Origin of the sequence: Bradyrhizobium sp. B097, assembly GCF_038957035.1 — a bacterium.
GTDB lineage: Bacteria > Pseudomonadota > Alphaproteobacteria > Rhizobiales > Xanthobacteraceae > Bradyrhizobium.
Window position 1 is genome coordinate 8,380,977 of record NZ_CP152412.1, and the last position, 24,761, is coordinate 8,405,737.

At 64.8% G+C, this 24,761-nt stretch carries 21 protein-coding genes; 13 read left to right on the plus strand and 8 right to left on the minus strand.

Translation table 11 applies throughout. The features are described from left to right. Window positions 1-69: 69 nt before the first annotated feature. From AAFG07_RS38610 to AAFG07_RS38645, 8 genes are all read left to right on the plus strand, one after another. Window positions 70-594 carry a prepilin peptidase gene (locus tag AAFG07_RS38610; RefSeq protein ID WP_342724821.1) on the plus strand — a complete coding sequence of 175 codons (525 nt, stop codon included), beginning with the start codon at window positions 70-72 and terminating at the stop codon, window positions 592-594. A 127-nt stretch (window positions 595-721) separates the two neighbouring features. Beyond that, complete coding sequence (gene cpaB, locus AAFG07_RS38615) at window positions 722-1,516, plus strand: Flp pilus assembly protein CpaB (RefSeq protein WP_342724822.1); 795 nt, start codon at window positions 722-724, stop codon at window positions 1,514-1,516. A gap of 17 nt (window positions 1,517-1,533) precedes the next feature. Then, on the plus strand, window positions 1,534-2,997 hold the full coding sequence (locus tag AAFG07_RS38620; RefSeq protein WP_342729370.1) for a type II and III secretion system protein family protein: 1,464 nt from the start codon (window positions 1,534-1,536) through the stop codon (window positions 2,995-2,997). A gap of 8 nt (window positions 2,998-3,005) precedes the next feature. Continuing rightward, window positions 3,006-3,758, plus strand: coding sequence for a CpaD family pilus assembly protein (locus AAFG07_RS38625; RefSeq protein WP_342724823.1), 753 nt, complete (start codon window positions 3,006-3,008; stop codon window positions 3,756-3,758). Continuing rightward, complete coding sequence (locus AAFG07_RS38630) at window positions 3,755-5,023, plus strand: AAA family ATPase (RefSeq protein WP_342724824.1); 1,269 nt, start codon at window positions 3,755-3,757, stop codon at window positions 5,021-5,023. Before AAFG07_RS38625 ends, AAFG07_RS38630 begins: the two co-directional genes overlap by 4 nt. 24 nt (window positions 5,024-5,047) lie before the next feature. After that, on the plus strand, window positions 5,048-6,511 hold the full coding sequence (locus AAFG07_RS38635) for a CpaF family protein (RefSeq protein ID WP_342724825.1): 1,464 nt from the start codon (window positions 5,048-5,050) through the stop codon (window positions 6,509-6,511). Between the two features lie 11 nt (window positions 6,512-6,522). After that, entirely contained in the window at window positions 6,523-7,500 is a 978-nt protein-coding gene (locus tag AAFG07_RS38640) for a type II secretion system F family protein (protein ID WP_342724826.1), read from the plus strand. A gap of 9 nt (window positions 7,501-7,509) precedes the next feature. Then, window positions 7,510-8,484: a type II secretion system F family protein gene (locus tag AAFG07_RS38645; RefSeq protein WP_342724827.1), complete on the plus strand. Its 975-nt coding sequence runs from the start codon at window positions 7,510-7,512 to the stop codon at window positions 8,482-8,484. 180 nt (window positions 8,485-8,664) lie between these two features. On the opposite strand, the gene AAFG07_RS38650 is transcribed toward AAFG07_RS38645, so the two are convergent. Beyond that, complete coding sequence (locus AAFG07_RS38650; protein WP_342724828.1) at window positions 8,665-9,462, minus strand: tetratricopeptide repeat protein; 798 nt, start codon at window positions 9,460-9,462, stop codon at window positions 8,665-8,667. Window positions 9,463-9,668: 206 nt separating this feature from the next. On the opposite strand from AAFG07_RS38650, the gene AAFG07_RS38655 reads away from it, so the two are divergent. Together AAFG07_RS38655 and AAFG07_RS38660 are read left to right on the plus strand one after the other, a co-directional pair. Beyond that, window positions 9,669-11,048 carry a leucyl aminopeptidase family protein gene (locus AAFG07_RS38655; RefSeq protein WP_342724829.1) on the plus strand — a complete coding sequence of 460 codons (1,380 nt, stop codon included), beginning with the start codon at window positions 9,669-9,671 and terminating at the stop codon, window positions 11,046-11,048. Then, window positions 11,041-11,883 carry an NlpC/P60 family protein gene (locus tag AAFG07_RS38660; RefSeq protein ID WP_342724830.1) on the plus strand — a complete coding sequence of 281 codons (843 nt, stop codon included), beginning with the start codon at window positions 11,041-11,043 and terminating at the stop codon, window positions 11,881-11,883. The genes AAFG07_RS38655 and AAFG07_RS38660 overlap by 8 nt, the downstream gene beginning before the upstream one ends. A 137-nt stretch (window positions 11,884-12,020) precedes the next feature. Here AAFG07_RS38660 and AAFG07_RS38665 read toward each other — a convergent pair whose 3' ends face one another. The 6 genes from AAFG07_RS38665 to AAFG07_RS38690 form a co-directional block, all read right to left on the minus strand. Continuing rightward, window positions 12,021-13,646, minus strand: a complete 1,626-nt coding sequence (locus AAFG07_RS38665; RefSeq protein ID WP_342724831.1) for an ABC transporter ATP-binding protein — start codon at window positions 13,644-13,646, stop codon at window positions 12,021-12,023. 3 nt (window positions 13,647-13,649) lie between these two features. Then, window positions 13,650-14,834 carry an ABC transporter permease gene (locus tag AAFG07_RS38670; protein ID WP_092119064.1) on the minus strand — a complete coding sequence of 395 codons (1,185 nt, stop codon included), beginning with the start codon at window positions 14,832-14,834 and terminating at the stop codon, window positions 13,650-13,652. After that, window positions 14,834-15,943, minus strand: a complete 1,110-nt coding sequence (locus AAFG07_RS38675; RefSeq protein ID WP_342724832.1) for a microcin C ABC transporter permease YejB — start codon at window positions 15,941-15,943, stop codon at window positions 14,834-14,836. Before AAFG07_RS38675 ends, AAFG07_RS38670 begins: the two co-directional genes overlap by 1 nt. Continuing rightward, the gene (locus AAFG07_RS38680; RefSeq protein WP_342724833.1) at window positions 15,944-17,815 is read right to left on the minus strand and encodes an extracellular solute-binding protein; all 1,872 of its coding nucleotides are present in this window, start codon (window positions 17,813-17,815) and stop codon (window positions 15,944-15,946) included. 16 nt (window positions 17,816-17,831) lie between these two features. After that, window positions 17,832-19,733 carry an extracellular solute-binding protein gene (locus tag AAFG07_RS38685; RefSeq protein ID WP_342724834.1) on the minus strand — a complete coding sequence of 634 codons (1,902 nt, stop codon included), beginning with the start codon at window positions 19,731-19,733 and terminating at the stop codon, window positions 17,832-17,834. Between the two features lie 215 nt (window positions 19,734-19,948). Continuing rightward, window positions 19,949-20,497 carry a cytochrome c family protein gene (locus tag AAFG07_RS38690; protein ID WP_342724835.1) on the minus strand — a complete coding sequence of 183 codons (549 nt, stop codon included), beginning with the start codon at window positions 20,495-20,497 and terminating at the stop codon, window positions 19,949-19,951. A 199-nt stretch (window positions 20,498-20,696) separates the two neighbouring features. On the opposite strand from AAFG07_RS38690, the gene AAFG07_RS38695 reads away from it, so the two are divergent. Together AAFG07_RS38695 and AAFG07_RS38700 are read left to right on the plus strand one after the other, a co-directional pair. Beyond that, window positions 20,697-21,437: a 3-deoxy-manno-octulosonate cytidylyltransferase gene (locus AAFG07_RS38695; protein WP_342724836.1), complete on the plus strand. Its 741-nt coding sequence runs from the start codon at window positions 20,697-20,699 to the stop codon at window positions 21,435-21,437. 78 nt (window positions 21,438-21,515) lie between these two features. Continuing rightward, complete coding sequence (locus tag AAFG07_RS38700; protein ID WP_342724837.1) at window positions 21,516-22,376, plus strand: prephenate dehydratase; 861 nt, start codon at window positions 21,516-21,518, stop codon at window positions 22,374-22,376. Between the two features lie 55 nt (window positions 22,377-22,431). Here AAFG07_RS38700 and AAFG07_RS38705 read toward each other — a convergent pair whose 3' ends face one another. After that, the gene (locus tag AAFG07_RS38705; RefSeq protein ID WP_342724838.1) at window positions 22,432-23,454 is read right to left on the minus strand and encodes an LLM class flavin-dependent oxidoreductase; all 1,023 of its coding nucleotides are present in this window, start codon (window positions 23,452-23,454) and stop codon (window positions 22,432-22,434) included. A gap of 391 nt (window positions 23,455-23,845) precedes the next feature. Between AAFG07_RS38705 and metF the strand changes: the two genes are divergently transcribed. Continuing rightward, a complete protein-coding gene (gene metF / locus AAFG07_RS38710) occupies window positions 23,846-24,760 on the plus strand; it encodes a methylenetetrahydrofolate reductase [NAD(P)H] (RefSeq protein WP_342724839.1) in 915 nt (304 codons plus the stop codon). The last annotated feature ends 1 nt before the right edge of the window (window position 24,761 follow it).

The following is a 24,761-nucleotide window of genomic DNA, read 5'->3' on the forward strand; positions in this document are numbered from 1 at the left end:
TCCCGATTGTTCACCATTGGCCGCTAGCGTCGGATCTCGACCGCAGCTCCAGCTTGACGGCATGAATCCATGATCCTCGACATCGCACGCTTGATGCTGTTTCCGGCCCTTATGGCTTTTGCGGCGGCGAGCGATCTCTTGACCATGACGATCCCGAACCGGATCTCGCTGGCGCTTGCGGCCGGCTTCTTCGTGCTGGCGCCGCTGACCGGGATGGGCGTGCACGAGATCCTCAACCATGCCGGCGCGGGCGCGCTGGTTCTGGTGGTGGCATTCGGCATGTTTGCGATGGGTTGGGTCGGCGGCGGAGACGCCAAGGTCGCGGCCGCGGCCGGCCTGTGGTTCGGGTTCGAGCATCTGCTCCCCTATCTGGTCTTCGCGTCGCTGTTCGGCGGCGCGCTGACGGTGCTGCTGCTGCAGCTCCGGCAATGGCCGCTGCCCTATGCGCTCGCGAACCAGGCCTGGCTCAGCCGCCTGCACGACAAGCAGACCGGAATTCCCTACGGCATCGCACTCGCCCTCGGCGCCCTGCTGATCTATCCCGAGACGGACTGGATCAAGACGATCGATCTCACGCACTTCGCCATGCGTTGAGAAAGCAGCGGTAACCGCCCGTTAAGGCGATTTAGATACGCCTCATTAACCATGCTTTGACGAATAGCTGGTCAACTCCCATCACGGCGGCGGCAGCGTCGCGGCGTCATGTGGAAAGTGAAGCGTAATGGATAAGGCCCGCATTCTGGTCCTCGCAATCGCAGGCTGCGCCGGCCTTGCGGCGCTCTATTTGGCGAGCGGAAGCGACGACAAGCCGGCGCCGGCTCCGCCGGTCGCGCAGCTGCCCACCGTCGACATCCTGGTCGCGAAAACCGACATCGGCCTCGGCCAGGCCGTGAAGCCCGAAGATTTGCAATGGCAGACCTGGCCGGCGGCAACCGCCAGCGCCAGCTTCATGCGCAGGGACAGCAACGCCGAAGCGATCAAGGACGTGACCGGCTCGATCGCGCGGGCCCCTTTCATCCAAGGCGAACCTATTCGCGAGCAGAAGCTCGTCAAGGCCGACGGCAGCGGCTTCATGGCCGCGATCCTGCCGACCGGCATGCGGGCGGTATCGACCGAAATCTCACCCGAGACCGGCGCCGGCGGCTTCATCCTGCCGAATGACCGGGTCGACGTCCTGCTGTCGAAGCGGGACAAGAATCCGGACCGCAACGGCGCCGACATCGTCAACTCCGAAGTGATCCTGACCAACGTCCGCGTGCTCGCGATCGACCAGGCGCCGAAGGAAAAGGACGGCACCAACGCACTGATCGGCAAGACGGTGACGCTGGAGCTGAAGCCCGAACAAACCGAGACGCTGGCGCGCGCGCGCCAGAGCGGCGTCCTGTCGCTGGCGCTGCGCAGCATCGCCGACAACAATGCGCCCGAAACCAAGATCGACGACAACCGGCAGAGGCGCGGTGACACGATCAACGTCATCCGCTTTGGCGTTGCCAACCAGGCGACGATGCAGAAGTGACCATGAGGACACACGTGATGAAGGGCGGGGCAACTCAACGGACGATGCGGGCCTTCATGGTCCGCGCATTGTCGTTCTCGGCCGTCGCGGCGCTCACGCTCAATCCGGCGCTGACGCCGGTGGTGGCGAGCGACTACCGTGCCGCGCCGGCCCCCACCTCGGCCGATAGCCAGATGAACGCTCGTTTTCTCGCACTCGGCGTCGGCAAGTCGGTGGTGATCGATCTACCCCGGGACATCAAGGACGTGCTGGTCGCCGATCCCAAGATCGCCAACGCCGTGGTTCGCTCGGCGCAACGCGCCTATATCATCGGCGCGACGGTCGGCCAGACCAACATCGTGTTCTTCGACGCCGCCGGCCAGCAGATCGCGGCCTATGACATCGCCGTCAAGCGCGACCTCAACGGCGTGCGGGCCGCGCTGCGCGCGGCGATGCCGAATTCCGATATACAGATCGAGGGCGTCGGTGACGGCGTCGTGCTGACCGGCAGTGCGGCGACCCCGGTCGAGGCGCAGCAGGCCGGCGAGATCGCCGCGCGGCTGGTCGGCGGCCCCGAGAAGGTCGTGAACTCCATTACGGTTCGCGGCCGCGACCAGGTGATGCTGAAGGTCACGGTTGCCGAAGTCTCGCGCAGCCTGATCAAGCAGCTCGGCATCGACCTCACCGCGAACCTCAACTACGGCACGACCGTGGTAAAATTCGCCAACAGCAACCCGTTCACCGCGAACAGCTCACCGCTCGTGGCCGGCAACGCGCTCACCACATCGTTCGGATCGTCGGTGTCGGCGACGATCCGCGCCATGGAAAGCGCCGGCGTCGTGCGGACGCTCGCCGAACCGAACCTGACCGCGATATCAGGCGAATCGGCGACCTTCATCTCGGGCGGCGAGTTTCCAATTCCGACCGGCGTGACCTGTCAGACCTCGTCGACGGGCGCGATCGGCAATTGCGTCCAGACCGTCAGCTTCAAGAAATTCGGCATTTCGCTCAACTTCACGCCGGTGGTGCTGACCGAAGGGCGCATCAGCCTGCGCGTGATGACGGAAGTGTCGGAAGTCTCGACCGAGAACGCGCTGACCGGCGGTGCCGGTGGAACGACGATCCCTTCGATCAAGACCCGCCGCGCCGAGACCACGCTGGAAATTCCCTCGGGCGGCTCGATGGCCATGGCCGGCCTGATCCAGGACCAGACCAAGCAGGCGATCAACGGCCTTCCCGGGCTGGCGTCCCTGCCCGTGCTCGGCACGCTGTTCCGCAGCCGCGACTTCGTCAACAACCAGACCGAACTGATGGTTCTGGTGACGCCCTATGTCGTTCGCGCCGTGGCGCAGAAGGACCTGTCGCGTCCGGATGACGGCTTTGCCAACGCGTCCGATCCGCAGGCCGACCTGCTCGGCAGCATCAATCGAGTCTACGGCGTGCCTGGCCGCACCGAGCCGGCGCGGAATTACCGCGGCACCTACGGCTTTATTACCGACTGAGGCGGACGATGACACAGACCACACCCAGAACATCCGCCGATCATAAGCGCACCGCCGGTCTCGCCGGAGCGCTCGTCGGCCTTGCCATGACGCTCAGTGCCTGCCAGCACGCCGCCGACAACAGTTTCGCGATGGCAGACTCGCCGGCCGACTATCGCCAGCGTCACCCGATCGCGGTGACCGAGGCGGATCGCTCGATCGTGGTCTTCGTCGGCCGTAGCCGCGGCGGCCTGACCGCGGAGCAGCGCGCCGAGGTGGTGGGAATGGCGCAGGACTGGATGCGTGAGGGTACCGGCGCCGTCACCATCGACGTTCCCGCCGACACGCCGAACGCCCGGCCCGCACAGGAATCGTTGCGCGAGATCCAGGCGACCTTCGCCGCCGCCGGCGTGCCGCCGCGCGGGATCCTCGTGCGCAAATACCATCCCGAGAATCCGCGCCTGATGCCTGCGATCCGCGTCAACTATCCAAGGATGAAGGCGGAGGCCGGGCCGTGCGGCCTGTGGCCCGAAGATCTCGGCCCGTCGGTGCACAACGGTTCCTACATCCAGAACAAGCAATACTACAATTTCGGCTGCGCCAATCAGCGCAACCTCGCAGCCATGGTCGAAGACCCGACTGACCTCGTGCAGCCGCGCGCGGAGACCCCTGCCTACACGTCGCGCCGCAATATCGCCTTCGAAAAGTATCGCAAGGGCACCACCACCGCCACGACGTATCCCGAGTCCGACAGGGCCAAGCTAAGCGACACAGGAAAATGATCACCTACGCGCAGCAAAACTCCGAAGAGCAGACGGACGCCCCGCCGCAGGCCGTGGACGACCATATTGCTCCGGCGCCGCGGGTTTCGGTCCAGGCGTTCTGCGAGACGGTCGAGACCGCTGCCGCCGTACAGTCGGCGGGCGAGGATCGCCGGCTGGCCAAGGCTCACCTCAAGATCCAGATGGGCGGCATGGCGGCTGCCATCGAGGCCTATCGCTCGGCGCCGACGCCCAACGTCATCATCCTCGAGACCGAGGGCCGCAGCGACATTCTGGCCGGGCTCGACCAGCTCGCCACGGTGTGCGACGCCGGCACAAGGGTGGTCGTGATCGGCCGGGTCAACGACGTCACGCTGTATCGCGAGCTGGTGCGCCGCGGCGTCAGCGACTACGTGATCGCGCCGGCCCATGCGATCGACGTGGTGCGCGCGGTCTGCAACCTGTTCTCGGCGCCGGAAGCCAAGGCAGTCGGCCGTGTCGTCGCCGTCGTCGGCGCGAAGGGCGGCGTCGGCGCCTCGACGATCGCCCACAATATCGCCTGGGCGATCGCCCGCGATCTGGCGCTGGATTCCGTAGTGGCCGATCTCGACCTTGCATTCGGCACCGCCGGCCTCAACTACAACCAGGATCCGGCGCAAGGCATCGCGGATGCCGTGTTCTCGCCGGACCGCGTCGATACCGCCTTCGTCGACCGCCTGCTGTCGAAATGCACCGACCATCTGAGCCTGCTGGCGGCGCCGGCCACGCTCGACAAGGTTTACGATTTCGGCGCCGAAGCGTTCGATGCGATCTTCGACACGCTGCGCACCACGATGCCCTGCATCGTGCTCGACGTGCCGCACCAATGGTCCGGCTGGACCAAGCGCGCGCTGATCGCCGCCGACGACATCTTGATCGTGGCGGCGCCCGACCTCGCCAACCTGCGCAACGCCAAGAACATGTTCGACCTGCTGAAGGCGTCGCGGCCGAACGACCGCGCGCCGTTGTACTGCCTGAACCAGGTCGGCGTGCCGAAGCGTCCGGAGATCGCGGCGAGCGAATTCGCCAAGGCGATCGAAAGCCCGCCGATCGCCGCCATCCCGTTCGATCCGCAGGTCTTCGGTTCGGCCGCCAACAACGGCCAGATGATCGCGGAGATCTCCGCCAATCACCGCGCAGTCGAGATGTTTCTGCAGATGGCGCAGCGGCTGACAGGCCGCGGCGAAACCAAGAAGCCGAGGGGGTCCTTCCTGTCGCCCCTGCTCGAAAAGCTGCGGTCCAAATAGTGGTCCGCGTGGAGTCAAGACGTCGTGTTTGGTAAGCGTAGCGGAAACGATGCGGATATGCGGGCACCCAAGCCCGCTTTTCAGACGCCGGAGCCTGCCGGCTCGTCGCCGATGGCGCGCGAGGCCGCCGCCCCGACGATATCGTCGCCACCGCTAGCCCCTGCCAAGCCACCGCCCGCTCCCGCCGTCGAAGCCCGCCGCTCGGACAACTACTACCAGGTCAAGGCGACGATCTTCGGCGCCCTGATCGAGGCGATCGACCTTGCCCAGCTCGCCAAGCTCGACAGCGAGTCGGCGCGCGAGGAAATCCGCGACATCGTCAACGAGATCATCGCGATCAAGAACATCGTGATGTCGATCGCCGAGCAGGAAGAGCTGCTCGACGACATCTGCAACGACGTCCTCGGCTACGGACCGCTGGAGCCGCTATTGTCGCGCGACGACATCGCCGACATCATGGTCAACGGCGCCGGCACCGTCTTCATCGAAGTCGCCGGCAAGATCCAGCGCACCGGCATCCGCTTCCGCGACAACCAGCAGCTGCTCAACATCTGCCAGCGCATCGTCAGCCAGGTCGGCCGGCGCGTCGACGAATCCTCGCCGATCTGCGACGCCCGCCTCGCCGACGGCTCGCGCGTCAACGCCATCGTGCCGCCGCTGGCGATCGACGGGCCCGCGCTCACCATTCGTAAATTCAAGAAGGACAAGCTGACGCTGGAGCAGCTCGTCAAGTTCGGCGCGATCACACCGGACGGGGCGACCATCCTGCAGATCATCGGCCGTGTCCGCTGCAACGTGATCATCTCGGGCGGTACCGGTTCGGGCAAGACAACGCTGCTGAACTGCCTGACCAACTATATCGAGCACGACGAGCGCATCATCACCTGCGAAGACGCCGCCGAACTTCAGCTGCAGCAGCCGCATGTGGTGCGGCTGGAAACCCGGCCGCCGAACATCGAGGGTGAGGGCCAGGTCACGATGCGCGAACTGGTCCGCAACTGTCTGCGTATGCGCCCCGAGCGCATCATCGTCGGCGAAGTCCGCGGACCCGAGGCGTTCGACCTGTTGCAGGCGATGAACACCGGCCATGACGGCTCGATGGGCACGCTGCACGCCAACAATCCTCGCGAAGCGCTGTCGCGCTGCGAATCCATGATCACCATGGGTGGCTTTTCGCTTCCTTCGCGTACCATTCGCGAGATGATCTGCGCCTCGGTCGACATCATCGTGCAGGCCGCGCGCCTGCGCGACGGCTCGCGCCGCATCACCCACATCACCGAGGTGATGGGCATGGAAGGCGACACCATCATCACCCAGGATATCTTCCTCTACGACGTGGTCGGGGAAGACGCCAACGGCAAGATCATCGGCAAGCACCGCTCGACCGGCATCGGCCGGCCGCGCTTCTGGGAACGTGCGCGCTACTACAATGAAGAGAAGCGGCTTGCGGCGGCGCTGGATGCCTCCGACTCGCCGCCGCCGGTCTAGGGGAACGCAGCATGCAGACGCAAACCCTTGCCCTGGCCTTCCTCGCCGCCACCACCGTGGGCGGCATCGCCTGGGTCTTCCTCTATCCCTACCTCTCGGGGGAGAAGAAAGCCGAGTCGCGCCGCGCATCGGTGGCGCGCAGCGAACCGTCGACGACGCGAAATACCGACCGCACGCAGCGCTCCCGCCGCGAGCAGGTCGAAGGATCGCTCAAGGAGCTCGAGGCGCGTCGGCAGAAGGACAAGAAAGTCCCGCTCGGCATGCGCATCTCGCAGGCCGGACTGGAGTGGTCCGAGCAGAAATTCTGGATGATCTCCGGCGCCCTCGGCCTGTTCGGGTTCGGCGCGGCATTTATGGTCGGCGGAGGCCTGCTCGGCGCGGCCGGCATCGGGTTTGCCATGGGTCTCGGCCTGCCGCGCTGGCTGCTCGGCTTCCTGAAGAAGCGGCGGGAAAAGGCCTTTCTGAAGGCGCTGCCCGACGCCGTCGACGTCATCGTGCGCGGCATCAAGGCCGGCCTGCCGCTGTTCGAATCGCTCAAGGCGGTCGTCAACGACGCCTCTGAGCCGTTGCGCAGCGAGTTCCTTGCGATCATCGAAACCCAGGCGATCGGCATGCCGCTTGGCGAAGCCTGCGCCCGGCTCTACGAACGCATGCCGCTGCCGGAAGCGAACTTTTTCGGCATCGTGATCGCGATCCAGCAGAAGTCCGGCGGCAATCTGTCGGAAGCGCTCGGCAACCTGTCGCGGGTGCTGCGCGACCGCAAGAAGATGGCCGAGAAGATCCAGGCGATGTCGATGGAAGCGAAAGCTTCCGCCGCCATCATCGGCTCGCTGCCGCCGATCGTGATGATCCTCGTGTTCCTCACGACGCCGGACTACATCGCCCTGCTGTGGACGAACTCGATGGGCCAGCTCATGCTGGTTGCCTGCGCCGTCTGGATGTCGATGGGCGTGCTGGTGATGAAGAAGATGATCAACTTCGATTTCTGACGGTGCAGCATGATTGATATTCTGGTCGCCAAGCTCCACGACGTCAGGTTCATGACCATGCTGCTTGCCTTCATCGCGGCAAGCGCGACGGTCTACACGTTGGTAATGCCGCTGCTCGCCGGCGGCGACCTCAACAAGCGCATGAAGGCCGTCGCCAGCGAGCGCGAGCGTCTCCGGCAGCGTGAGCGCGAGCGTCTCGCCAAGACGGAGAAGGTCGCGCTGCGGCAGACCCCGAAGCAGGTCGTCTCCCGGGTGGTGGACGATCTCAACCTCACGAAATGGCTCGCCCAGGAAGCGGCGCTCGAGAAGCTCGTGATGGCGGGCTATCGCGGCCACGCCCCATACGTGACCTTCTTGTTCGCCCGCGCGGTGGCGCCGATCGTGCTGCTGCTCGGCGCTATCGTCTATACGTTCTTCATCGCGGGCGCGACCTGGTCACTCACGCTCAAGATCGGCATTTGCGTCGGTGCGGCCTATGCAGGCCTGCAGGCGCCGATGCTGTTCCTGAAGAACGCGATCTCCAAGCGCCAGCTCCAGATCAAGCGCGCCTTTCCGGATTCGCTCGACCTGCTGCTGATCTGCATCGAGTCGGGCATGTCGGTCGAGGTCGCATTCCGCAAGGTGGCCAACGAGATCGCCGGACAGTCGATCGCGCTGTCGGAGGAGTTCGCCCTGACGACCGCCGAACTGTCCTACTTGCAGGACCGCAAGTCCGCCTACGAGAACCTGGCGCGCCGCACCGGGCTCGAAGGCGTGAAATCGGTGTGCATGGCCTTGCAGCAATCCGAACGCTACGGCACGCCGCTCGGCCAGAGCCTGCGCGTGATGGCGCAGGAAAATCGCGACATGCGCATGAACGAGGCCGAGAAGAAGGCGGCGGCGCTGCCGCCCAAGCTGACCGTGCCGATGATCCTGTTCTTCCTGCCCTGCCTGTTCATCGTGATCCTCGGGCCGTCCTACATCAAGATCGCCACGATGCCTTGAGCCGCGCCGCAGCGGACTGCGCCGACCGCCTTCTCCTTTCTCATGAAAGCGGGAAAGTGGGGATGGGGGTCAGCCGCAGGCGCCGCTGTTCGCGGTGAGAGATGATCCCCACCCGCTTTGCTCTTGCGAGCAAAGCGACCTCCCCTTTTCAAGGGGAGGTTTGGAAGTTGCCATGTCGGCTTAATCGTCCTTGGCGACGACAGGCGCGCCGCGCGAGGAAATCCGCGGCCCGTCCTTGCGGTTCAGCATGTCGCGCAGATAGGCGACGTTGGTGGCCGCCTCATCGGCTGGCAGGTCGGCCTTGACGATGGTCTCGGCCTCCGCGAAGCGGCCCTGCAGACCGACGACGAGGGCAAGGTTCTGCCGGATGCGGGTGTCGGCGCGGGCGCTGGCATAGGCCTGGCGCAGCGTCTGTTCCGCCTTCGGCAATTCCTTGGTCAGCATGTAGGACAGGCCGAGATTGGACAGCACGGACGGCTCGTCCGGGGCCAGTCGAAGGGCACTGGCGTAATAGCGCCGCGCTTCGTCGTGCCGGTTCAACTTGTCGAGCGTGGTCCCCTGCACCGACAGGATCCGCCAGTCCGGATTGTCCGGACTGTGCGCGCGGCTCAGCACGTCGAATGCGGCCTGCGAATTGCCGTTGTCAGCGAGCGCGCGGCCATAGGCGGCGAGCAGCGGCTTGCTGCCGGGGGTGGCGAGTGTGGCCTGCTCCAGCACGGCGCAGGCCTGCGAACGCTGTCCGGTCATGCGCAGCGCCTGCCCGTAAGCGATGGCGGCGTCGACATCCTTGGGATTCTTGCGGTAGCGCTCGCCATAAACCTCGAGATTGCGGCGCGGATCGTCGGGCACCGGATCGGACCGGGACGCGATCGATCCGGTGACGTCTGACATGGTCTGGCAACCGCCAAGCCCGGCGGCGAGGACCGCCACGAGGGCTGCGGAACTAAGATGCCGGGTCAAAATGGACTGTCGACGCATGGCACTGTGACTCACGAAATCGGGCAAATGGATCGAGCCGAGCGTGCCAGCAATAGACTGTTAACCCTAACGTCTGGTTAACTGCGGCACCGGCGACCGGCACGCCGGTTCCAGTCCCGCAGGTCGCGTCAACCGTGGGCGCGCTACCATCCACCGCGAAAGGCGTGTTAGTCACCAGCAACGACGCCAGAACAGCCGAGAGCCGCATGCCATCCGTGTTCGAGACCGCCCCCACGACCGCCGTCACGCCGATCACCTTCGTCAGCAAGGCGACATGGGATGCGATCCGCAGCGAGTTGCCGGCGCCGGCGCGCCAGTTCGCGGAGGCCAATGACTTTGCGGCCAAGCCGGGCAAGGCCCTCGCTTTGCCGGCAGCCGATGGCGGCATCGCGCAGGTGCTGTTCGGCCTCGAGGATGCAGATCACAAGGCGCGCGATCCGTTCCGCGCCGGCGCCCTGCCCGGCCTGCTGCCGCCGGGCGTCTACCGCTTTGCCAATGCGCCGCATGACACGCGGCTCGCCGCGCTCGCTTTCGCGCTCGGCTGCTACCGCTTCGGCCGCTATCGCAAGAACAAGACCCCCGAGGTCCGCCTGGTGCCGCCCGATGGCGTCGACACGGCCGAGATCGCGCGGATGGCGGATGCCGCGGCGCTGGCGCGCGACCTCATCAACACGCCGTCCAACGACATGGGCCCGGCCGAGCTCGCCGAGGCGGCGCGCGACCTCGCAACGCGGTTCGGCGCCGCCTTCAATTGCATCGACGGCGACGAGCTCGCGCAGAACTTCCCGCTGATCCACGCCGTCGGCATGGCATCGACCCGCGCGCCGCGGCTGATCGATCTGAGCTGGGGCGATCCGGCCCATCCGAAGGTGACGCTGGTCGGCAAAGGCGTCTGCTTCGACACCGGCGGGCTCGACCTCAAGCCGTCGAGCGGCATGCTGATCATGAAGAAGGACATGGGTGGCGCCGCTAACGTGCTGGCGCTGGCGCAGATGGTGATGGACGCGAAGCTGAAAGTGCGGCTGCGCGTGCTGATCCCGGCGGTCGAGAACGCGGTTGCCGGCAATGCGTTCCGTCCGCTCGACATCTTCAAGTCGCGCAAGGGCATCACCGTCGAGATCGGCAACACCGATGCCGAGGGGCGGCTGGTGCTCGCCGACGCACTGGCGCTGGCCGACGAGGAGACGCCGGACCTGCTGGTCGATCTCGGCACGCTGACCGGCGCGGCGCGCGTGGCGCTCGGCCCGGATCTGCCGCCGTTCTACACCAACGACGAGGCGCTCGCCGGCGACATTGCAGCGTTTGCAAGGAGCGAGAACGACCCGTTGTGGCGAATGCCGCTGTGGCCGGCCTACGATGCCTGGCTCGACTCCAAGACCGCCGACATCACCAACGCGCCGTCGGGCGGCTTCGCCGGCTCGATCACCTGCGCGCTGTTCCTGCAGCGCTTCGTCGAGCACGCCAGGAGCTGGCTGCATGTCGACATCTACGGCTGGACGCCGTCGACGAAGCCCGGCCGCCCCGAGGGCGGCGAGTGCCAGGCCGCGCGCGCGATCTACAAACTGCTGAGCCAGCGTTATGCATGATGCCAGACTGACGCCGGCCCGCGAGGACGTCGCGGCAAAATATCTCGAGGGTAAGGTAAAGGCGGCGCGCTTCGTCGACGGCGAGGCGCTCGAGGTCGGCGATGCCATCGCGCCGCTGCGGCGGGCGCCGGCGGCCGATGCCGAACAGATGACGCAGGCACTCAGGGGCGAACGCGTCACGGTGTACGACCGCAACGGCGAAGGCTGGGCCTGGGGCCAGCTTGCCGATGACGGCTATGTCGGCTGGATTGCCGAGGCCGCGCTGACGGCGCCCGGCACGGCACCGACGCACAAGGTGACGGCGCTGCGCACGCTGGCGTTTCCGGGACCGTCGATCAAGCTGCCGCCGGTCGAGGCGCTGGCGATGGGGACCAGGCTCGCAATCACCCGCGAGGACGGTCCCTTCGCGGTGACCCGCGAGGGCTGGCATCTGCCGCGCCAGCATCTCGCGCCTCTCGACACGACGGCGCAGGATTTCGTCGCAATCGCCGAGCAGTTCGTCGGCACGCCCTATCTCTGGGGCGGCAAGTCGAGCCTCGGCATCGATTGCTCCGGCCTGGTGCAGATCGCGCTGACCGCCGCCGGCACCGGCTGCCCGCGCGACAGCGACATGCAGCAGGACGGGCTCGGCCGCGAATTGACGGCCGCGGAATCCAAGCACCTGCAGCGTGGCGACCTGATCTTCTGGAAGGGCCATGTCGCCATCGTGCGCGATGCGACGACGATCGTGCACGCCAATGCGCATCACATGGCAACGGTGGTGGAGAACACACACGCCGCCATCGCGCGCATCAAGGCCGCCGGCAGCGAGGTCCTGGCGATCAAGCGGCTTTGATTGGCGCGACGGGCATCGTCCGTCATCCTGAGGAGCGCGAAGCGCGTCTCGAAGGATCGACGGCCCCACTCGGGCCACGCATCCTTCGAGGCTCGCTCCGCTCGCACCTCAGGATGACGTGGGACGACGTGAGTGGGTTACGTCGCCACCGCCCCGTCGCCGGCCGCTTCGATACGGAACGCGGCGGCGAACAGCGCGCGGGTGTAGTCGCTCTTCGGATTCTTGAACAGCTCGGAGGCCGGCCCCTCCTCCTCGACCTTGCCGGATTTCATCACGATCAGATGGCTGGCGAGCGAGGCCACCACGCGCAGATCGTGCGAGATGAACATGTAGGTCAGGTCGCGCTTGCGCTGCAGGTCGCGCAACAGATCGACCATCTGGGCCTGGAGCAGCATGTCGAGCGCACTGGTGGGTTCGTCCAGCACGACGAAGTTCGGCTCCAGCACGACCGCGCGCGCGATCGAGATGCGCTGGCGCTGGCCGCCGGAGAATTCGTGCGGATAGCGGAACCGCCAGTCGGGATCGAGCCCGACATCTTTCAAAGCCTTGATCACCCGCGCCTCGCGCTCCTCGCGCGACAGCTGCTTCTGGTGCACCTCGAGCCCCTCGGCGATGATGTCGGCGACCGACATGCGCGGGCTGAGCGAGCCGAACGGGTCCTGGAACACGATCTGCATGTCGCGGCGGAACGGCAGCATCTGCTTGAAGCGAAGGCCCTGGATGTCCTTGCCGAGGAACACGATCGGACCATCGGACGAAATCAGCCGGAGCAGCGCGAGCCCGAGCGTGGTCTTGCCGGAGCCGGATTCGCCGACGACGCCGAGCGTCTCGCCCTTGCGCACCGCAAGGCTGACGCCATCGACCGCCTTGATGTGGCCGACGGTCGAGCGCATCAGCCCGCGCTTGATCGGAAACCAAACCTTGAGATTGTCCGCCGACATCACGACCGGCGCGTCCGGCTGCGGCGGCGCCGGATCGGGCTTCGGCTCGGCCGCCAGCAGCGCCTTCGTATAGGCGTGCTTCGGCGCGGTGAAGACCTGCTCGACCGGGCCCTGCTCGACGATCTTGCCGTTGTTCATCACGCAGACGGTGTCGGCGATCCGGCGGACGATGCCGAGGTCGTGGGTGATGAACAACAGGCTCATGCCGAGCCGGGCGCGGATCTCGGCCAGCAAGGCGAGGATCTGCGCCTGCACGGTGACGTCAAGGGCGGTGGTCGGTTCGTCCGCGATCAAGAGATCGGGCTCGTTGGCAAGCGCCATCGCGATCATCACGCGCTGGCGCTGGCCGCCAGACAGTTGATGCGGATAGCTCTTGAGCCGCGTCTCCGGCTCGGGGATGCCGACCTGGCCCAGCAACTCCAGCGTCCGCGCCCGCGCCGCCGCACCGCTGATGCCGCTGTGCAGCGACAGGATCTCGCCGATCTGGGATTCGATGGTGTGGAGCGGATTGAGCGAGGTCATCGGCTCCTGGAAGATGATCGAGATGTCGTTGCCACGAATCCCGCGCATCTCGCGTTCCGACGATCCCAGGAGATCGCGTCCCTTGAAACGGATCGCCCCGGAGGGATGCGACGCCGCCGGATAGGGCAGCAGCCTCAATACCGACAGCGCGCTGACCGATTTTCCCGAGCCGGACTCGCCGACCAGCGCCGTGCATTCGCCGCGCTTGATCGAGAAAGAAACGCGATCGACCGCAAGCGAACGGCCGAAGGCGACCGAGAGGTCGCTGACGTCGAGCAGGGGCTGGTTGGTCGCGTCCATGAGTCAGCCCTTCGAGAACGTCTTGCGCGGATCGAAGGCGTCGCGCGCGGCTTCGCCGATGAAGATCAGAAGCGACAGCATGATCGCGACCGAGAAGAAGCCGGTGAGGCCAAGCCACGGCGCCTGCACATTGGCCTTGCCCTGCGACAGCAATTCACCGAGCGAGGGTGAACCGGGCGGCAGGCCGAAGCCGAGGAAATCCAGCGCCGTCAACGTCATCACCGAGGACGAGACGATGAAGGGCAGGAACGTCATGGTCGCGACCATCGCGTTCGGCAGCAGATGGCGGAACATGATCACGCGGTTGGAGACGCCGAGCGCGCGCGCCGCCTGAATGTATTCGAAGTTGCGGCCGCGCAGGAATTCGGCCCGGACCAGGCCGACCAGCGAGACCCATGAGAACAGCAGGAGGATGCCGAGCAGGATGAAGAAGCCCGGCGGCAGCACCGCCGAGATGATCAGCAGCAGATAGAGCGAGGGGATCGCGGTCCAGATCTCGATGAATCGCTGGAAGCCGAGATCGATCCAGCCGCCGAAATAGCCCTGCACGCCGCCGGCGGCAACGCCGATGATCGAGGACAGGATGGTCAGCGTCAGGCCGAACAAGACCGAGATGCGGAAGCCGTAGATCAATCGCGCGACGACGTCGCGGCCCTGATCGTCGGTGCCGAGCCAGTTGTATTCGAGGTCGCGGCAGCCGGTGAGCCCCTTCCGCTTCACCACATCCGCGCACTGCTTTTCGGTCAGGAGCCAGGTCGGCTTTGACGGCACCGCGGTCGGCGGGTCGAGGTTGCGGCTGTCGTAGGAATAGCGGATCGGCGGCCAGATCATGCTGCCGCCCTTGGCGGCGATCTGCTTCTGCAGATAGGGGTCACGATAGTCGGCCGCGGTCTCGAAGTCGCCGCCGAAAGTGGTCTCGGCATAGGTGAACACCACCGGCCAGTAGAGACGGCCGTCATATTTGACGACCAGCGGCTTGTCGTTGGCAATGAAATTGGCGAACAGCGACAGCACGAACAGCACGAGGAATATCCAGAACGACCAGTAGCCGCGGCGGTTCGCCTTGAAGTTCTGCCAGCGCCGCTGGTTGAGCGGCGACGGCGCGAAGGCGTGGCGGGTGGCGGGCACCGCCTCGCCCATCGGCGATTGCGTCGTGGTCTCGACCGGCTGGGGCGCGAGCATCGTCATCAGACCTCCCGCGCCTCGAAGTCGATCCGCGGATCGATCCACATATAGGCAAGATCGGAGATCAGATTGACCACCAGTCCGACCAGCGAGAAGATGAACAGCGTTCCGAACACCACCGGATAGTCGCGGTTCAGGACGCTCTCGAAGCCGAGCAGGCCGAGCCCGTCGAGCGAGAAGATCGTTTCGATCAGCAGCGAGCCCGAGAAGAAGGCGTGAATGAACGCGCCCGGGAAGCCCGCGATCACGATCAGCATGGCGTTGCGGAAGATGTGGCCGTACAGCACCTGGCGCTCGCTGCAGCCCTTGGCGCGCGCGGTCATCACATATTGCTTGCGGATCTCGTCGAGGAACGAGTTCTTGGTGAGCAAGGTCATCGTCGCGAAGGCGCCGAGCGCCATCGACACCAGCGGCAGCGTCAGGTGCCAGAAATAATCGATGATCTTCCAGTACCAGGGGAATTGCGCCCAGCCGTCCGAGGTCAGGCCGCGCAACGGGAAGATATTGAGGAACGAGCCGCCGGCGAACAGCACGATCAGAAGGATCGCGAACAGGAAGCCGGGGATCGCAAAGCCGATGATGATCACGGCCGAGGTCCAGGTGTCGAACCGAGAGCCGTCCTTCACCGCCTTGCGGATGCCAAGTGGGATCGAGATCAGATAAGTCAGCAGCGTCATCCAGATCCCGAGCGACATCGAGACCGGCAGCTTCTCCTTGATCAGCTGGAGCACGCTGACACTGCGGAAATAGCTTTCGCCGAAGTCGAACCGCGCGAAATTCCACACCATCAGCGCGAACCGCTCCGGCGCCGGCTTGTCGAAGCCGAACTGCACCTCGAGCTTCTTGATGAAATCAGGATCGAGCCCCTGCGCGCCCCGGTATTTCGAATTGATGGCCGCGCCCGCCGCCGCGCCCTGGCCGCGCTGCGCGCCGAAATCGCCACCGCCACCCGAGACGCGCGAGGTGCCGCCGGTGTCGGCGCCGTTGATCTGCGCGATGACACGCTCGACCGGACCGCCGGGAGCAAACTGCACGACCACGAAGGAGACGAACAGGATGCCGAGCAGCGTCGGCAGCATCAGGAAGATACGTCGGGCGATATAGGCGCTCATCTACTTCGCCTGCTCGAGCTTCGCGGCCTTGGCCGCGTCGTACCACCAATTCTCCGGCGCACCGACGCCCTGGGTGTATTTTGCCAGCTTCTCGGTATGGCCGAATTGGTCCCAGTAGGCGATCGGATGCGTGTTGCGGTACCATTGCGGCACCCAGTAGCGACCGGCGCGAAACACGCGGTCGAAGGCGCGGCAAGCGACCGTCAGCTCATGGCGGCTGTTGGCGCCGATGATCTTCTCGATCAACGCATCGATCGCGGGATTGGATATGCCTGCGAGATTGTAGGAGCCCTTGGTCTTCGCAGCCTGCGAGGAGAAGAACGGCCGCATGCTGTCGCCGGGCGTCGCCGAGAAGCTGAAGCGCTGCATGGTCATATCGAAATCGAAGTCTTCCACCCGGGCGCGGTACTGCACCGCGTCGACCAGGCGGAATGTCGCATCGATGCCGAGCGTGCCGAGATTCTTGATGTAAGGCCCGTGATGCGGTTGCAGCGAGGGCTCGTCGTTGAGGAATTCGATGGTAATGGGCGTGCCGTTCGGCAGCACGCGCTTGCCGTCCTTGACCACACAGCCGGCCTCGTTGAGCAGCTGCACCGCCTTGCGCAGCAGCGCGCGGTCCTGACCGGAGCCGTCCGACATCGGCGGCACGAACGGCAGGCCGAACACCTCGTCGGGCACCTGGCCGCGGAACGGCTCGAGCAACGCAAGCTCCTCCGGCGAGGGAGGCCCTTCCGCCACCATGTCCGAGTTCTGGAACGGTGAGACGGTGCGCGCATAGGCATCGTACATGATGGTCTTGTTGGTCCACTCGAAATCGAAGGCGCAGATCAGCGCCTCGCGCACGCGCGGATCCTTGAACCTGTCGCGGCGCATGTTGATGAACCAGCCCTGCGCACCGGACGGCGTGTCGTCGGGCAGCGTCTCGCGCTTGACTCGACCGTCCTTCACCGCAGGGAAATCGTAGCGTGTCGCCCAGACCCGCGCAGTGAATTCCTCGCGGAACAGATAGCTCTTCGAGGTAAAGCCCTCGAATGCCACGTCACGGTCGCGATAGAATTCGTAGCGCACGGTGTCGAAATTGTAGCTGCCGCGATTGACCGGAAGATCGGCGCCCCACCAGTCCTTGACGCGGTCGTATTCGACGTAGCGATTGACCTCGAACCGGCCGACCTTGTACGGCCCCGAGCCGAGCGGCGCATCGAGCGTCGATTCCTCGAACGATCGCGTCGCGTAGTAGGCCTTGGAGAAGATCGGCAAGCTCGCGACATAGAGCGGCACGTCGCGCGCGCGACCCGCCGCGAAGGTCACCACCACGGTTGCGTCATCGGACGCCTCGGCCTTGACGAAGTCGCGGAGTTGCACCTGGATGAGCGGATGCCCCTTCTCCTTCAACGTGTTGAGCGAGAAGGCGACATCCTGCGCGGTCAGCTTCGAGCCGTCATGGAAGCGCGCTTCGGGGCGCATGGTGAAGCGGTAGGTCAGCTTGTCGGGCGAGATCTGCACCGACTTCGCGGCAAAGCCGTACATCGCGTCGGGCTCGTCATTGGCGCGCGACATCAGCGCCGCGAACGTCATGTCCATGCCCTGCGCACCCTCGCCCTTCAGGACATAGGCGTTCAGCGAGTTGAAGGTGTAGTAGGACTGGTTGTAGGCGCGCACCCACGGGATCACGGAGAAGGCGCCGCCCTTCGGCGCTTTCGGATTGACGTAGTCGAATATCTGGAAATCCGCGGGATATTTCAGGTCGCCGAACACCGACATGCCGTGCATCTCGGTTCCGTTGTCGGCCGCCGCCGGTGCAGCACGCAAGCTTGCAGCACTCAACGCACCGATGCCGAGGCCGAGTGCGTGCCGACGGGAGAAGTGCGCCATGCGCGGATCCTTGAGCTTATGAACGCTTGAGCTTGGCTGCCTTGTCGACGTCGTACCACCAGATCGCCGGGAATCCCGAGAGACCATATCTGGGCAACTCTGCCGGACGGCCGAAGCGATCCCAACGCGCTGTACGCAGCTTCGGATAATTCCACTGCGGAACGACGTAATGGTTCCACAATAACACGCGGTCGAGCGCCTTTGTTGCCGCGACGAGATCTTCACGATCCGTCGCAAAAATCACTCGTTCGATCAATTTATCGATCGCCGGGCTCTTGATGCCGGCGAGATTGCGCGATCCGGCAGTATCCGCAGCTTTCGATCCCCAGTATTCACGCTGCTCGTTGCCGGGCGACAGGGATTCACCCCAGGACCCGACGACGATGTCGAAATCCCAATTGCGAAGTCGATTCTCGTATTGGATCGGATCGATCGTGCGTACGGAGATCGAAAATCCAAGCCGCTCGAGCGGCGGCTTGTAAGCGAGCATGATCCTCTCGAAATTCGGATCCTCACTCAGCAATTCGATCGAGAACGGCTCTCCACTCTTGGAATCCACGAGCTTCCGCTCCCGCACTTCGTAGCCGGCCTCCTTGAGCAGACGCGCTGCTTCGCGGAGGTTTTCGCGCACGGCCTCGGGATTGCCGCCGACCGGATTCGTATAGACCGTTGTGAAGACTTCGGCCGGCACCTGATCACGCATGGATTCGAGGATGGCAAGTTCCTTGCCCTGCGGTAGCCCGGTCGCCATCAATTCCTCGGCGCCATCAAAGTAGCTGATGATTCGCTTGTATTGGCCGAAGAACAGCAGTTTGTTGACCTCCTCAAAGTCGAACGCGAAATTCAGAGCGCGGCGAACGCGCGGATCGCTGAATTTGGCACGACGCTGATTCGGAACAAAGGCCTGCATGATGCCCGAACTGCGGTTCGGAAACTCTTCCAACACCACACGCTTGTCGGTGACCGCCGGAAAATTATAGGCGGTCGCCCATGCCTTCGCACTGTTCTCCAAACGCCAATCGATCTGATCGCCCTTGAATGCCTCGATCGCAACCGTCGGATCCCTGAAGTACTCGTAGCGAAGTTCGTCGAAGTTGTTGCGCCCCACGTTGATCGGGAGATCGAGCGCCCAATGATCCTTGACGCGCTCCAGAATGACAGTCCGCCCTGCGACGAACTCCTTGATGCGATAGGCTCCCGACCCGAGCGGCTTCTCCAGCGTCGTCGCTGAAACATCGCGCTTGCGCCCCTCGCTGTCGGTGCCTTCCCACCAGTGTTTGGGCAGCACCGTCAGTTCGCCCACGATCTGCGGCAGCTCTCGGTTGCCCGGCATGTCGAACACGAACTTCACGTCACGATCACCGATCTTCTCGGCCCGCGCCACATGGCTGTAGTAGGCTGAATACATCGGATGATGCTTCTTGAACGCATCGAGCGAGAAGGTCACGTCATCCGCGGTGACGGGTGCGCCGTCATGCCATTTGGCTTGTGGGCGAAGACGGTAGATGACGTACGAGAAATCGTCGGGATAAGTTGCAGACTCTGCGAGCGCCCCGTACTGGGTTGAAACTTCGTCGAGCGACTGCATCATCAGGGGTTCGTAGACCAGCGCGACCGCACCCGCGATCGCGCCCTTCACGCCTGAAACCACCACGTTGAAATTATCAAAAGTGCCGATCGCAATCTGGCGAACGGCACCGCCCTTGGGCGCATCCGGATTGACATAGTCGAACCGCTTGAAGTCGGCCGGGTATTTGACATTGCCGAAAAGGGACAGGGCGTGCCGCCATTTTAGTCCATTCGCGGCGTCTTCCGCGAGCGCCGGTGTGACCGCGCCAGTGCCGGGGCCGGAGCCGAGCGCCGGCGCGAGTGCCGCCAGTGCGCTGCCTTGAAGGAGGTGTCGTCGGGTGATCGCCAAATTCGGTGTTCCTGCTTGCGGCCCCGGTTACATGGGACCCAATATAAGGCAACGGTTCGACAAATTACGTTGCTTTTTCCTCATGATATTGGCCCGGGAACAATATCGGTGCGGCGAAACGTCCCGATAACAACCCCGCGACAGCGGATTCCCCATGCGAAAACGGCCAGGCAGTGCCTGGCCGTTTCATCCACATGCTTGTGAGGATCAAGTCGCTACTTCGAAGCGGTCGGGAGCGAAGCCGGGTGCTCCGAGTTCGAATTCAGATAGGCGATGATGTCGGCGCGCTCGCTGTCCTTCGGCACGCCGGCGAAGCCCATCGCGGTGCCGGGGACGAAGCCCTTCGGGTTGGTCAGGAACTTGTTGAGGTCATCGAACGACCAGTCGCCGCCCTTGCCCTTCATCGCGGCCGAGAAATTGAAGCCGCGGCCCTCGCCCTTCTTCTCGCCGACGATACCGAACAGGTTCGGACCGACGCGGTTGGGGCCGCCCTTCTCGAAGGTATGGCAGGCCTGGCACTTCTTGGCGGCGGCTGCGCCCTTCTCGGCGGAAGCGGTCTGCAACAGCTTCTCGATCGGCTCGGAGGCCGCCGCGGCAGCCTCGCCGCCACCGCCATGGGACTCTTCCTTCACCGCGATCTCAAAACCCGGCTTCTCCGGCAGCTTCGGCGCGAATTTCGCGCTGGCGGCAAAGCTCATCACCAGGACGACGATGCAGGTGCCGAGAACCGCACCGAGGATTTTGTTGAGTTCGAAGGAGTCCATTTCGGTCAGGCTCCGGGCCTTGAATGTCGACTTCAGGCCGGGAATACGGCCGCGGGGAAAGACCTGGGAATCGGCCTTATCGCACCGCCCCAAGCAGGGTTGAGATATCGGTTTGCCCGCGCTCTGGCAACCCGTATAAACGCGCCGAATTCAACCTCCTCACCGCCAATTTCCGCGGGCCGGACGGGCCCCGACACGAATGACCCAACCCCGTACCTTGGTGCTGATTCCGGCCCGCATGGCCGCCACGCGCCTCCCCGGCAAACCGCTGCTCGATATCGCGGGCGCGCCGATGATCGTCCATGTGCTGCGGCGGGCCGAGGCGGCCGGGATCGGCCGGGTTGCGGTCGCAACCGACGCAGCCGAGATCGCAGCCGCGGTGAAGGCTGCCGGCGGCGAGGTGGTGATGACCCGCCCGGACCACCCCTCCGGCTCGGACCGGATCCATGAAGCGATGACGATCCTCGACCCGGACGGCGCCGCCGAGATCGTGGTCAATCTGCAGGGCGATTTCCCGACCATCACGCCTGAAACGATCCGCAGCGTGATGCCGCCGCTCGCCGACCCCACCGTCGACATCTCGACGCTGGCCTCGCGCATCCATAGCGCGGAGGAAGATCAGGCCCCCAGCGTCGTCAAGGCCGTGGGCTCTCCGATCGGGGCAAATCGTCTGCGCGCGCTGTATTTCACCCGCGCCACCGCGCCCTACGGCGACGGACCGCGCTACCACCATATCGGCCTCTATGCCTACCGCCGGGCCGCGCTGGAGCGGTTCGTGCGACTGCCGCCCTCGCCGCTGGAGCAGCAGGAGAAGCTCGAGCAGCTACGGGCGCTGGAGGCCGGGATGCGGATCGACATCACCATCGTCGACACCGTCCCCCGCGGCGTCGACACCCCGGCCGACCTCGAAACCGCCCGGCGGATACTGGCAAAAGCCTAAGCCGCATCTCTTTGTTGAGCATGATCTTTTCGGAAAACCGGTTTCCACTTTTCCGGATCATGCTCTAAAAGGCCACGCATGACCAAGAAGCTGAAAATCGCGTTCCAGGGTGAGCCTGGTGCCAATTCCCATATCGCGATCGCCGAGGCCTATCCCGACGCCGAGCCGATGCCTTGCCCGACCTTCGAGGATGCGCTGGCCGCGATTTCCTCGGGCGAGGCCGATCTCGGCATGATCCCGATCGAGAATTCGGTCGCCGGCCGCGTCGCCGACATCCATCATTTGCTGCCCGCCTCGGGCCTGTTCATCGTCGGCGAATGGTTCTTGCCGATCCGCCACCAGCTGATGGCGGTCAAGGGCACCAAGCTCGCCGACATCAAGAGCGTGGAGAGCCACGTCCATGCGCTCGGCCAGTGCCGACGCATCATCCGCAAGCTCGGCATCCGGTCGATCGTCGCCGGCGACACCGCCGGCAGCGCCCGCGATATTTCCGAGCGCGGCGACAAGAGCGTGGCGGCGATCGCCTCGCGCCTCGCCGCCGATATCTATGGCCTCGACATTCTCGCCGAGGACATCGAGGACGAGGCCCACAACACCACCCGCTTCGTGGTGCTGGCGCGCGAGGCCAAATGGGCTGCGCAGGGCTCCGGGCCGCTGGTCACCAGTTTTGTTTTCCGGGTGCGCAATTTGCCCGCCGCGCTCTACAAGGCACTCGGCGGCTTCGCGACCAACGGCGTCAACATGACCAAGCTCGAAAGCTACATGGTCGACGGCAATTTCTTCGCCACGCAATTCTATGCCGATGTCGACGGTCATCCTGACGACCGTGGACTCGCCTTCGCGCTGGAGGAATTGAAATTCTTCTCGCGCGAATTCCGCATCGTCGGCGTCTATCCCGGCCATCCGTTCCGCGCGACCTTCAGCGAAACGCAGGAATAGGCTGCGCCAGCGCAATTCTCTCCACGTGTCGTCCCGGCGAAAGCCGGGACGACGATCATATTGCGGCTTCCTTCTCGCCAAGCCCGAACGCCTCGGCAAGCAGGCTGTACGACTTCTTCCGCGCCGCGTGGTCGTAGACCGCGGTGATCACCATCAGCTCGTCAGCCTGGCTCGCCGCGATCAGCGGCTCCAGCTTCGTCATCACGGTTGCGGGGCTGCCGACGAAGAAGCGTGCGCGGTTGCGCGCGATCGAGGCCCGCTCGGCGTCGGTGTAGGGATAGGCCTCTGCCTCCTCGACGCTCGGCAGCGGCAGATACTGGCCGCGATCGCGACGCAACCGGTTGAGGTCCATCGACATCGCAAGCCGCTCGGCTGCCGCGTCGGTCTCCGCCGCAACGGCCGCGACCGCCAGGATCGACTGCGGCGCCGCACGCCAGCCCGACGGCTTGAAATGCGCGCGATAATTCGTCATCGCCGCAATTGCGTCGTGAGTGGCAAAATGATGCGCGAACGCAAAGCCCATCCCGACCTGCGCGGCGAGCTCGGCGGAATAATCGCTCGAGCCGAGCAGCCAGATCGGCGGTAGCGGCGAATCGTCCGGCATCGCCACCACATTGTTGTAGGGATGGCCGGCCGGGAAATCGCGCGTCTCCCACAAGGTCAGCTCATGCAGCCGCTCGAGGAAATCGTCGCCCTCGCGGCGGTCGAGCCGGCTGCGCAGCGCGTAGGCGGTCGCGCCATCGGTGCCGGGCGCGCGGCCGAGGCCAAGATCGATGCGTCCGGGAAACAGCGCCTCCAGCATCTTGAAACGCTCGGCGACCACGAGCGGCGCATGGTTGGGCAACATCACGCCGCCGGAGCCGACGCGGATATGCTGCGTCACTGCCGCGATCTGCCCGATCATCAAATCGGGGGCCGGGCTCGCGACCGAGGCGAGGTTGTGGTGCTCGGCGAGCCAGTATCTGACGTAGCCGAGACCATCGACATAGCGCGCCAGGTCGATGCTGTTGCGGAGCGCAGCGGCGGGCTTGGTGCCTGTGGTGACGACGGACAGGTCGAGGACGGAGAGCGGGATCATGGCCGACAACCTAATGTGGCGCCACGAGGCGACAAAGACGCCGGCCGCGCAGACCAGTCCCGCACCGGAAAGTCGGCGCCGGTCACCGCGGCTCTTGGGACGAAATACGAAGATTCGTTGACATGCGGTCCTGCCCACGGCCGATTCGAGCATCCAGCCGATTCCGGAATCACATTTTTATACATATAATTCAATATTTTAATTCCATTCCCCGTCAATTGAAGGCCCAGCCCACCACTCGTTCCCGATCGCTCATTTTGAGCGCATCCTCGTCGCCCATGGGCAATTTCCCATATACGATGGGCTGTTTCGGCCCACCGGTTTCGCCTATCTTAGGGCCTCCATATCCAGGCCGGACGTCTGCCCTCCAGTTGCGGAGCCCTTGCGTATCATGACCGAGACCATTTCCTCCCTGCCGAACGGGCAGCGCGCGCCGAAAACGCCGAAAATCTCCTTCGAGTTCTTCCCGCCGAAGACCGAGGAGATGGAGCGCAGTCTCTGGGAGACCATCAATCGCCTGGCGCCGCTGACGCCGAACTTCGTCTCGGTCACCTATGGCGCCGGCGGTTCGACCCGCGAGCGCACCCATTCCACCATCAGCCGCATCCTCCGCGAGACCGATCTGCTGCCGGCGGCGCATCTGACCTGCGTCAGCGCCTCGCGCGGCGAGATCGACGAGATCGTGGACCGCTATCACGAGGTCGGTGTCCGCCACATCGTGGCGCTGCGCGGCGATCCGCCCGGCGGCATCGGCACGCCATACTTCACCCATCCCGACGGCTACCAGAGCTCCGCCGAGCTGGTCGCCGCCATCAAGAGGCGCCACGCCGACATCGAGATCTCGGTATCCGCCTATCCGGAGAAGCACCCGGAAGCCACCGATTTCGACGCCGACATCGACACGCTGAAGGCCAAGGTCGACGCCGGCGCGACGCGCGCGATCACCCAGGTGTTCTTCGACAACGACCTCTATCATCGCTACGTCGACAGGGTGCGCGCACGCGGCATCGAGATTCCGATCGTGCCCGGCATCATGCCGATGCACAATTTCAAGCAGGCCCGCAATTTCGTCACCCGCGCCGGCACCAGCGTGCCGGACTGGCTCGCCGAGAAGTTCGAGGGCCTCGATAATGACGCCGAGACCCGCAAGCTGGTCGCCGCCACCGTCGCCGCCGGCCAGGTGCAGAAGCTGTTCAAGCACGGCGTCGACACCTTCCACTTCTACACCATGAACCGCGCGGACCTCGTGTTCGCGATCAGCCACCTGCTCGGCATCCGGCCGACCGGTGCCCAGAAAGCTGCCTGAA

What these genes read in the sequence shown, in the direction of transcription:
- AAFG07_RS38610 (WP_342724821.1), top strand. Translation starts at nt 70, where the DNA reads ATGATCCTCGACATCGCACGCTTGATGCTGTTTCCGGCCCTTATGGCT.
- cpaB (WP_342724822.1), top strand. Translation starts at nt 722, where the DNA reads ATGGATAAGGCCCGCATTCTGGTCCTCGCAATCGCAGGCTGCGCCGGC.
- AAFG07_RS38620 (WP_342729370.1), top strand. Translation starts at nt 1,534, where the DNA reads ATGAAGGGCGGGGCAACTCAACGGACGATGCGGGCCTTCATGGTCCGC.
- AAFG07_RS38625 (WP_342724823.1), top strand. Translation starts at nt 3,006, where the DNA reads ATGACACAGACCACACCCAGAACATCCGCCGATCATAAGCGCACCGCC.
- AAFG07_RS38630 (WP_342724824.1), top strand. Translation starts at nt 3,755, where the DNA reads ATGATCACCTACGCGCAGCAAAACTCCGAAGAGCAGACGGACGCCCCG.
- AAFG07_RS38640 (WP_342724826.1), top strand. Translation starts at nt 6,523, where the DNA reads ATGCAGACGCAAACCCTTGCCCTGGCCTTCCTCGCCGCCACCACCGTG.
- AAFG07_RS38645 (WP_342724827.1), top strand. Translation starts at nt 7,510, where the DNA reads ATGATTGATATTCTGGTCGCCAAGCTCCACGACGTCAGGTTCATGACC.
- AAFG07_RS38650 (WP_342724828.1), bottom strand. Translation starts at nt 9,462, where the DNA reads ATGCGTCGACAGTCCATTTTGACCCGGCATCTTAGTTCCGCAGCCCTC.
- AAFG07_RS38655 (WP_342724829.1), top strand. Translation starts at nt 9,669, where the DNA reads ATGCCATCCGTGTTCGAGACCGCCCCCACGACCGCCGTCACGCCGATC.
- AAFG07_RS38660 (WP_342724830.1), top strand. Translation starts at nt 11,041, where the DNA reads ATGCATGATGCCAGACTGACGCCGGCCCGCGAGGACGTCGCGGCAAAA.
- AAFG07_RS38665 (WP_342724831.1), bottom strand. Translation starts at nt 13,646, where the DNA reads ATGGACGCGACCAACCAGCCCCTGCTCGACGTCAGCGACCTCTCGGTC.
- AAFG07_RS38670 (WP_092119064.1), bottom strand. Translation starts at nt 14,834, where the DNA reads ATGACGATGCTCGCGCCCCAGCCGGTCGAGACCACGACGCAATCGCCG.
- AAFG07_RS38675 (WP_342724832.1), bottom strand. Translation starts at nt 15,943, where the DNA reads ATGAGCGCCTATATCGCCCGACGTATCTTCCTGATGCTGCCGACGCTG.
- AAFG07_RS38680 (WP_342724833.1), bottom strand. Translation starts at nt 17,815, where the DNA reads ATGGCGCACTTCTCCCGTCGGCACGCACTCGGCCTCGGCATCGGTGCG.
- AAFG07_RS38690 (WP_342724835.1), bottom strand. Translation starts at nt 20,497, where the DNA reads ATGGACTCCTTCGAACTCAACAAAATCCTCGGTGCGGTTCTCGGCACC.
- AAFG07_RS38695 (WP_342724836.1), top strand. Translation starts at nt 20,697, where the DNA reads ATGACCCAACCCCGTACCTTGGTGCTGATTCCGGCCCGCATGGCCGCC.
- AAFG07_RS38700 (WP_342724837.1), top strand. Translation starts at nt 21,516, where the DNA reads ATGACCAAGAAGCTGAAAATCGCGTTCCAGGGTGAGCCTGGTGCCAAT.
- AAFG07_RS38705 (WP_342724838.1), bottom strand. Translation starts at nt 23,454, where the DNA reads ATGATCCCGCTCTCCGTCCTCGACCTGTCCGTCGTCACCACAGGCACC.
- metF (WP_342724839.1), top strand. Translation starts at nt 23,846, where the DNA reads ATGACCGAGACCATTTCCTCCCTGCCGAACGGGCAGCGCGCGCCGAAA.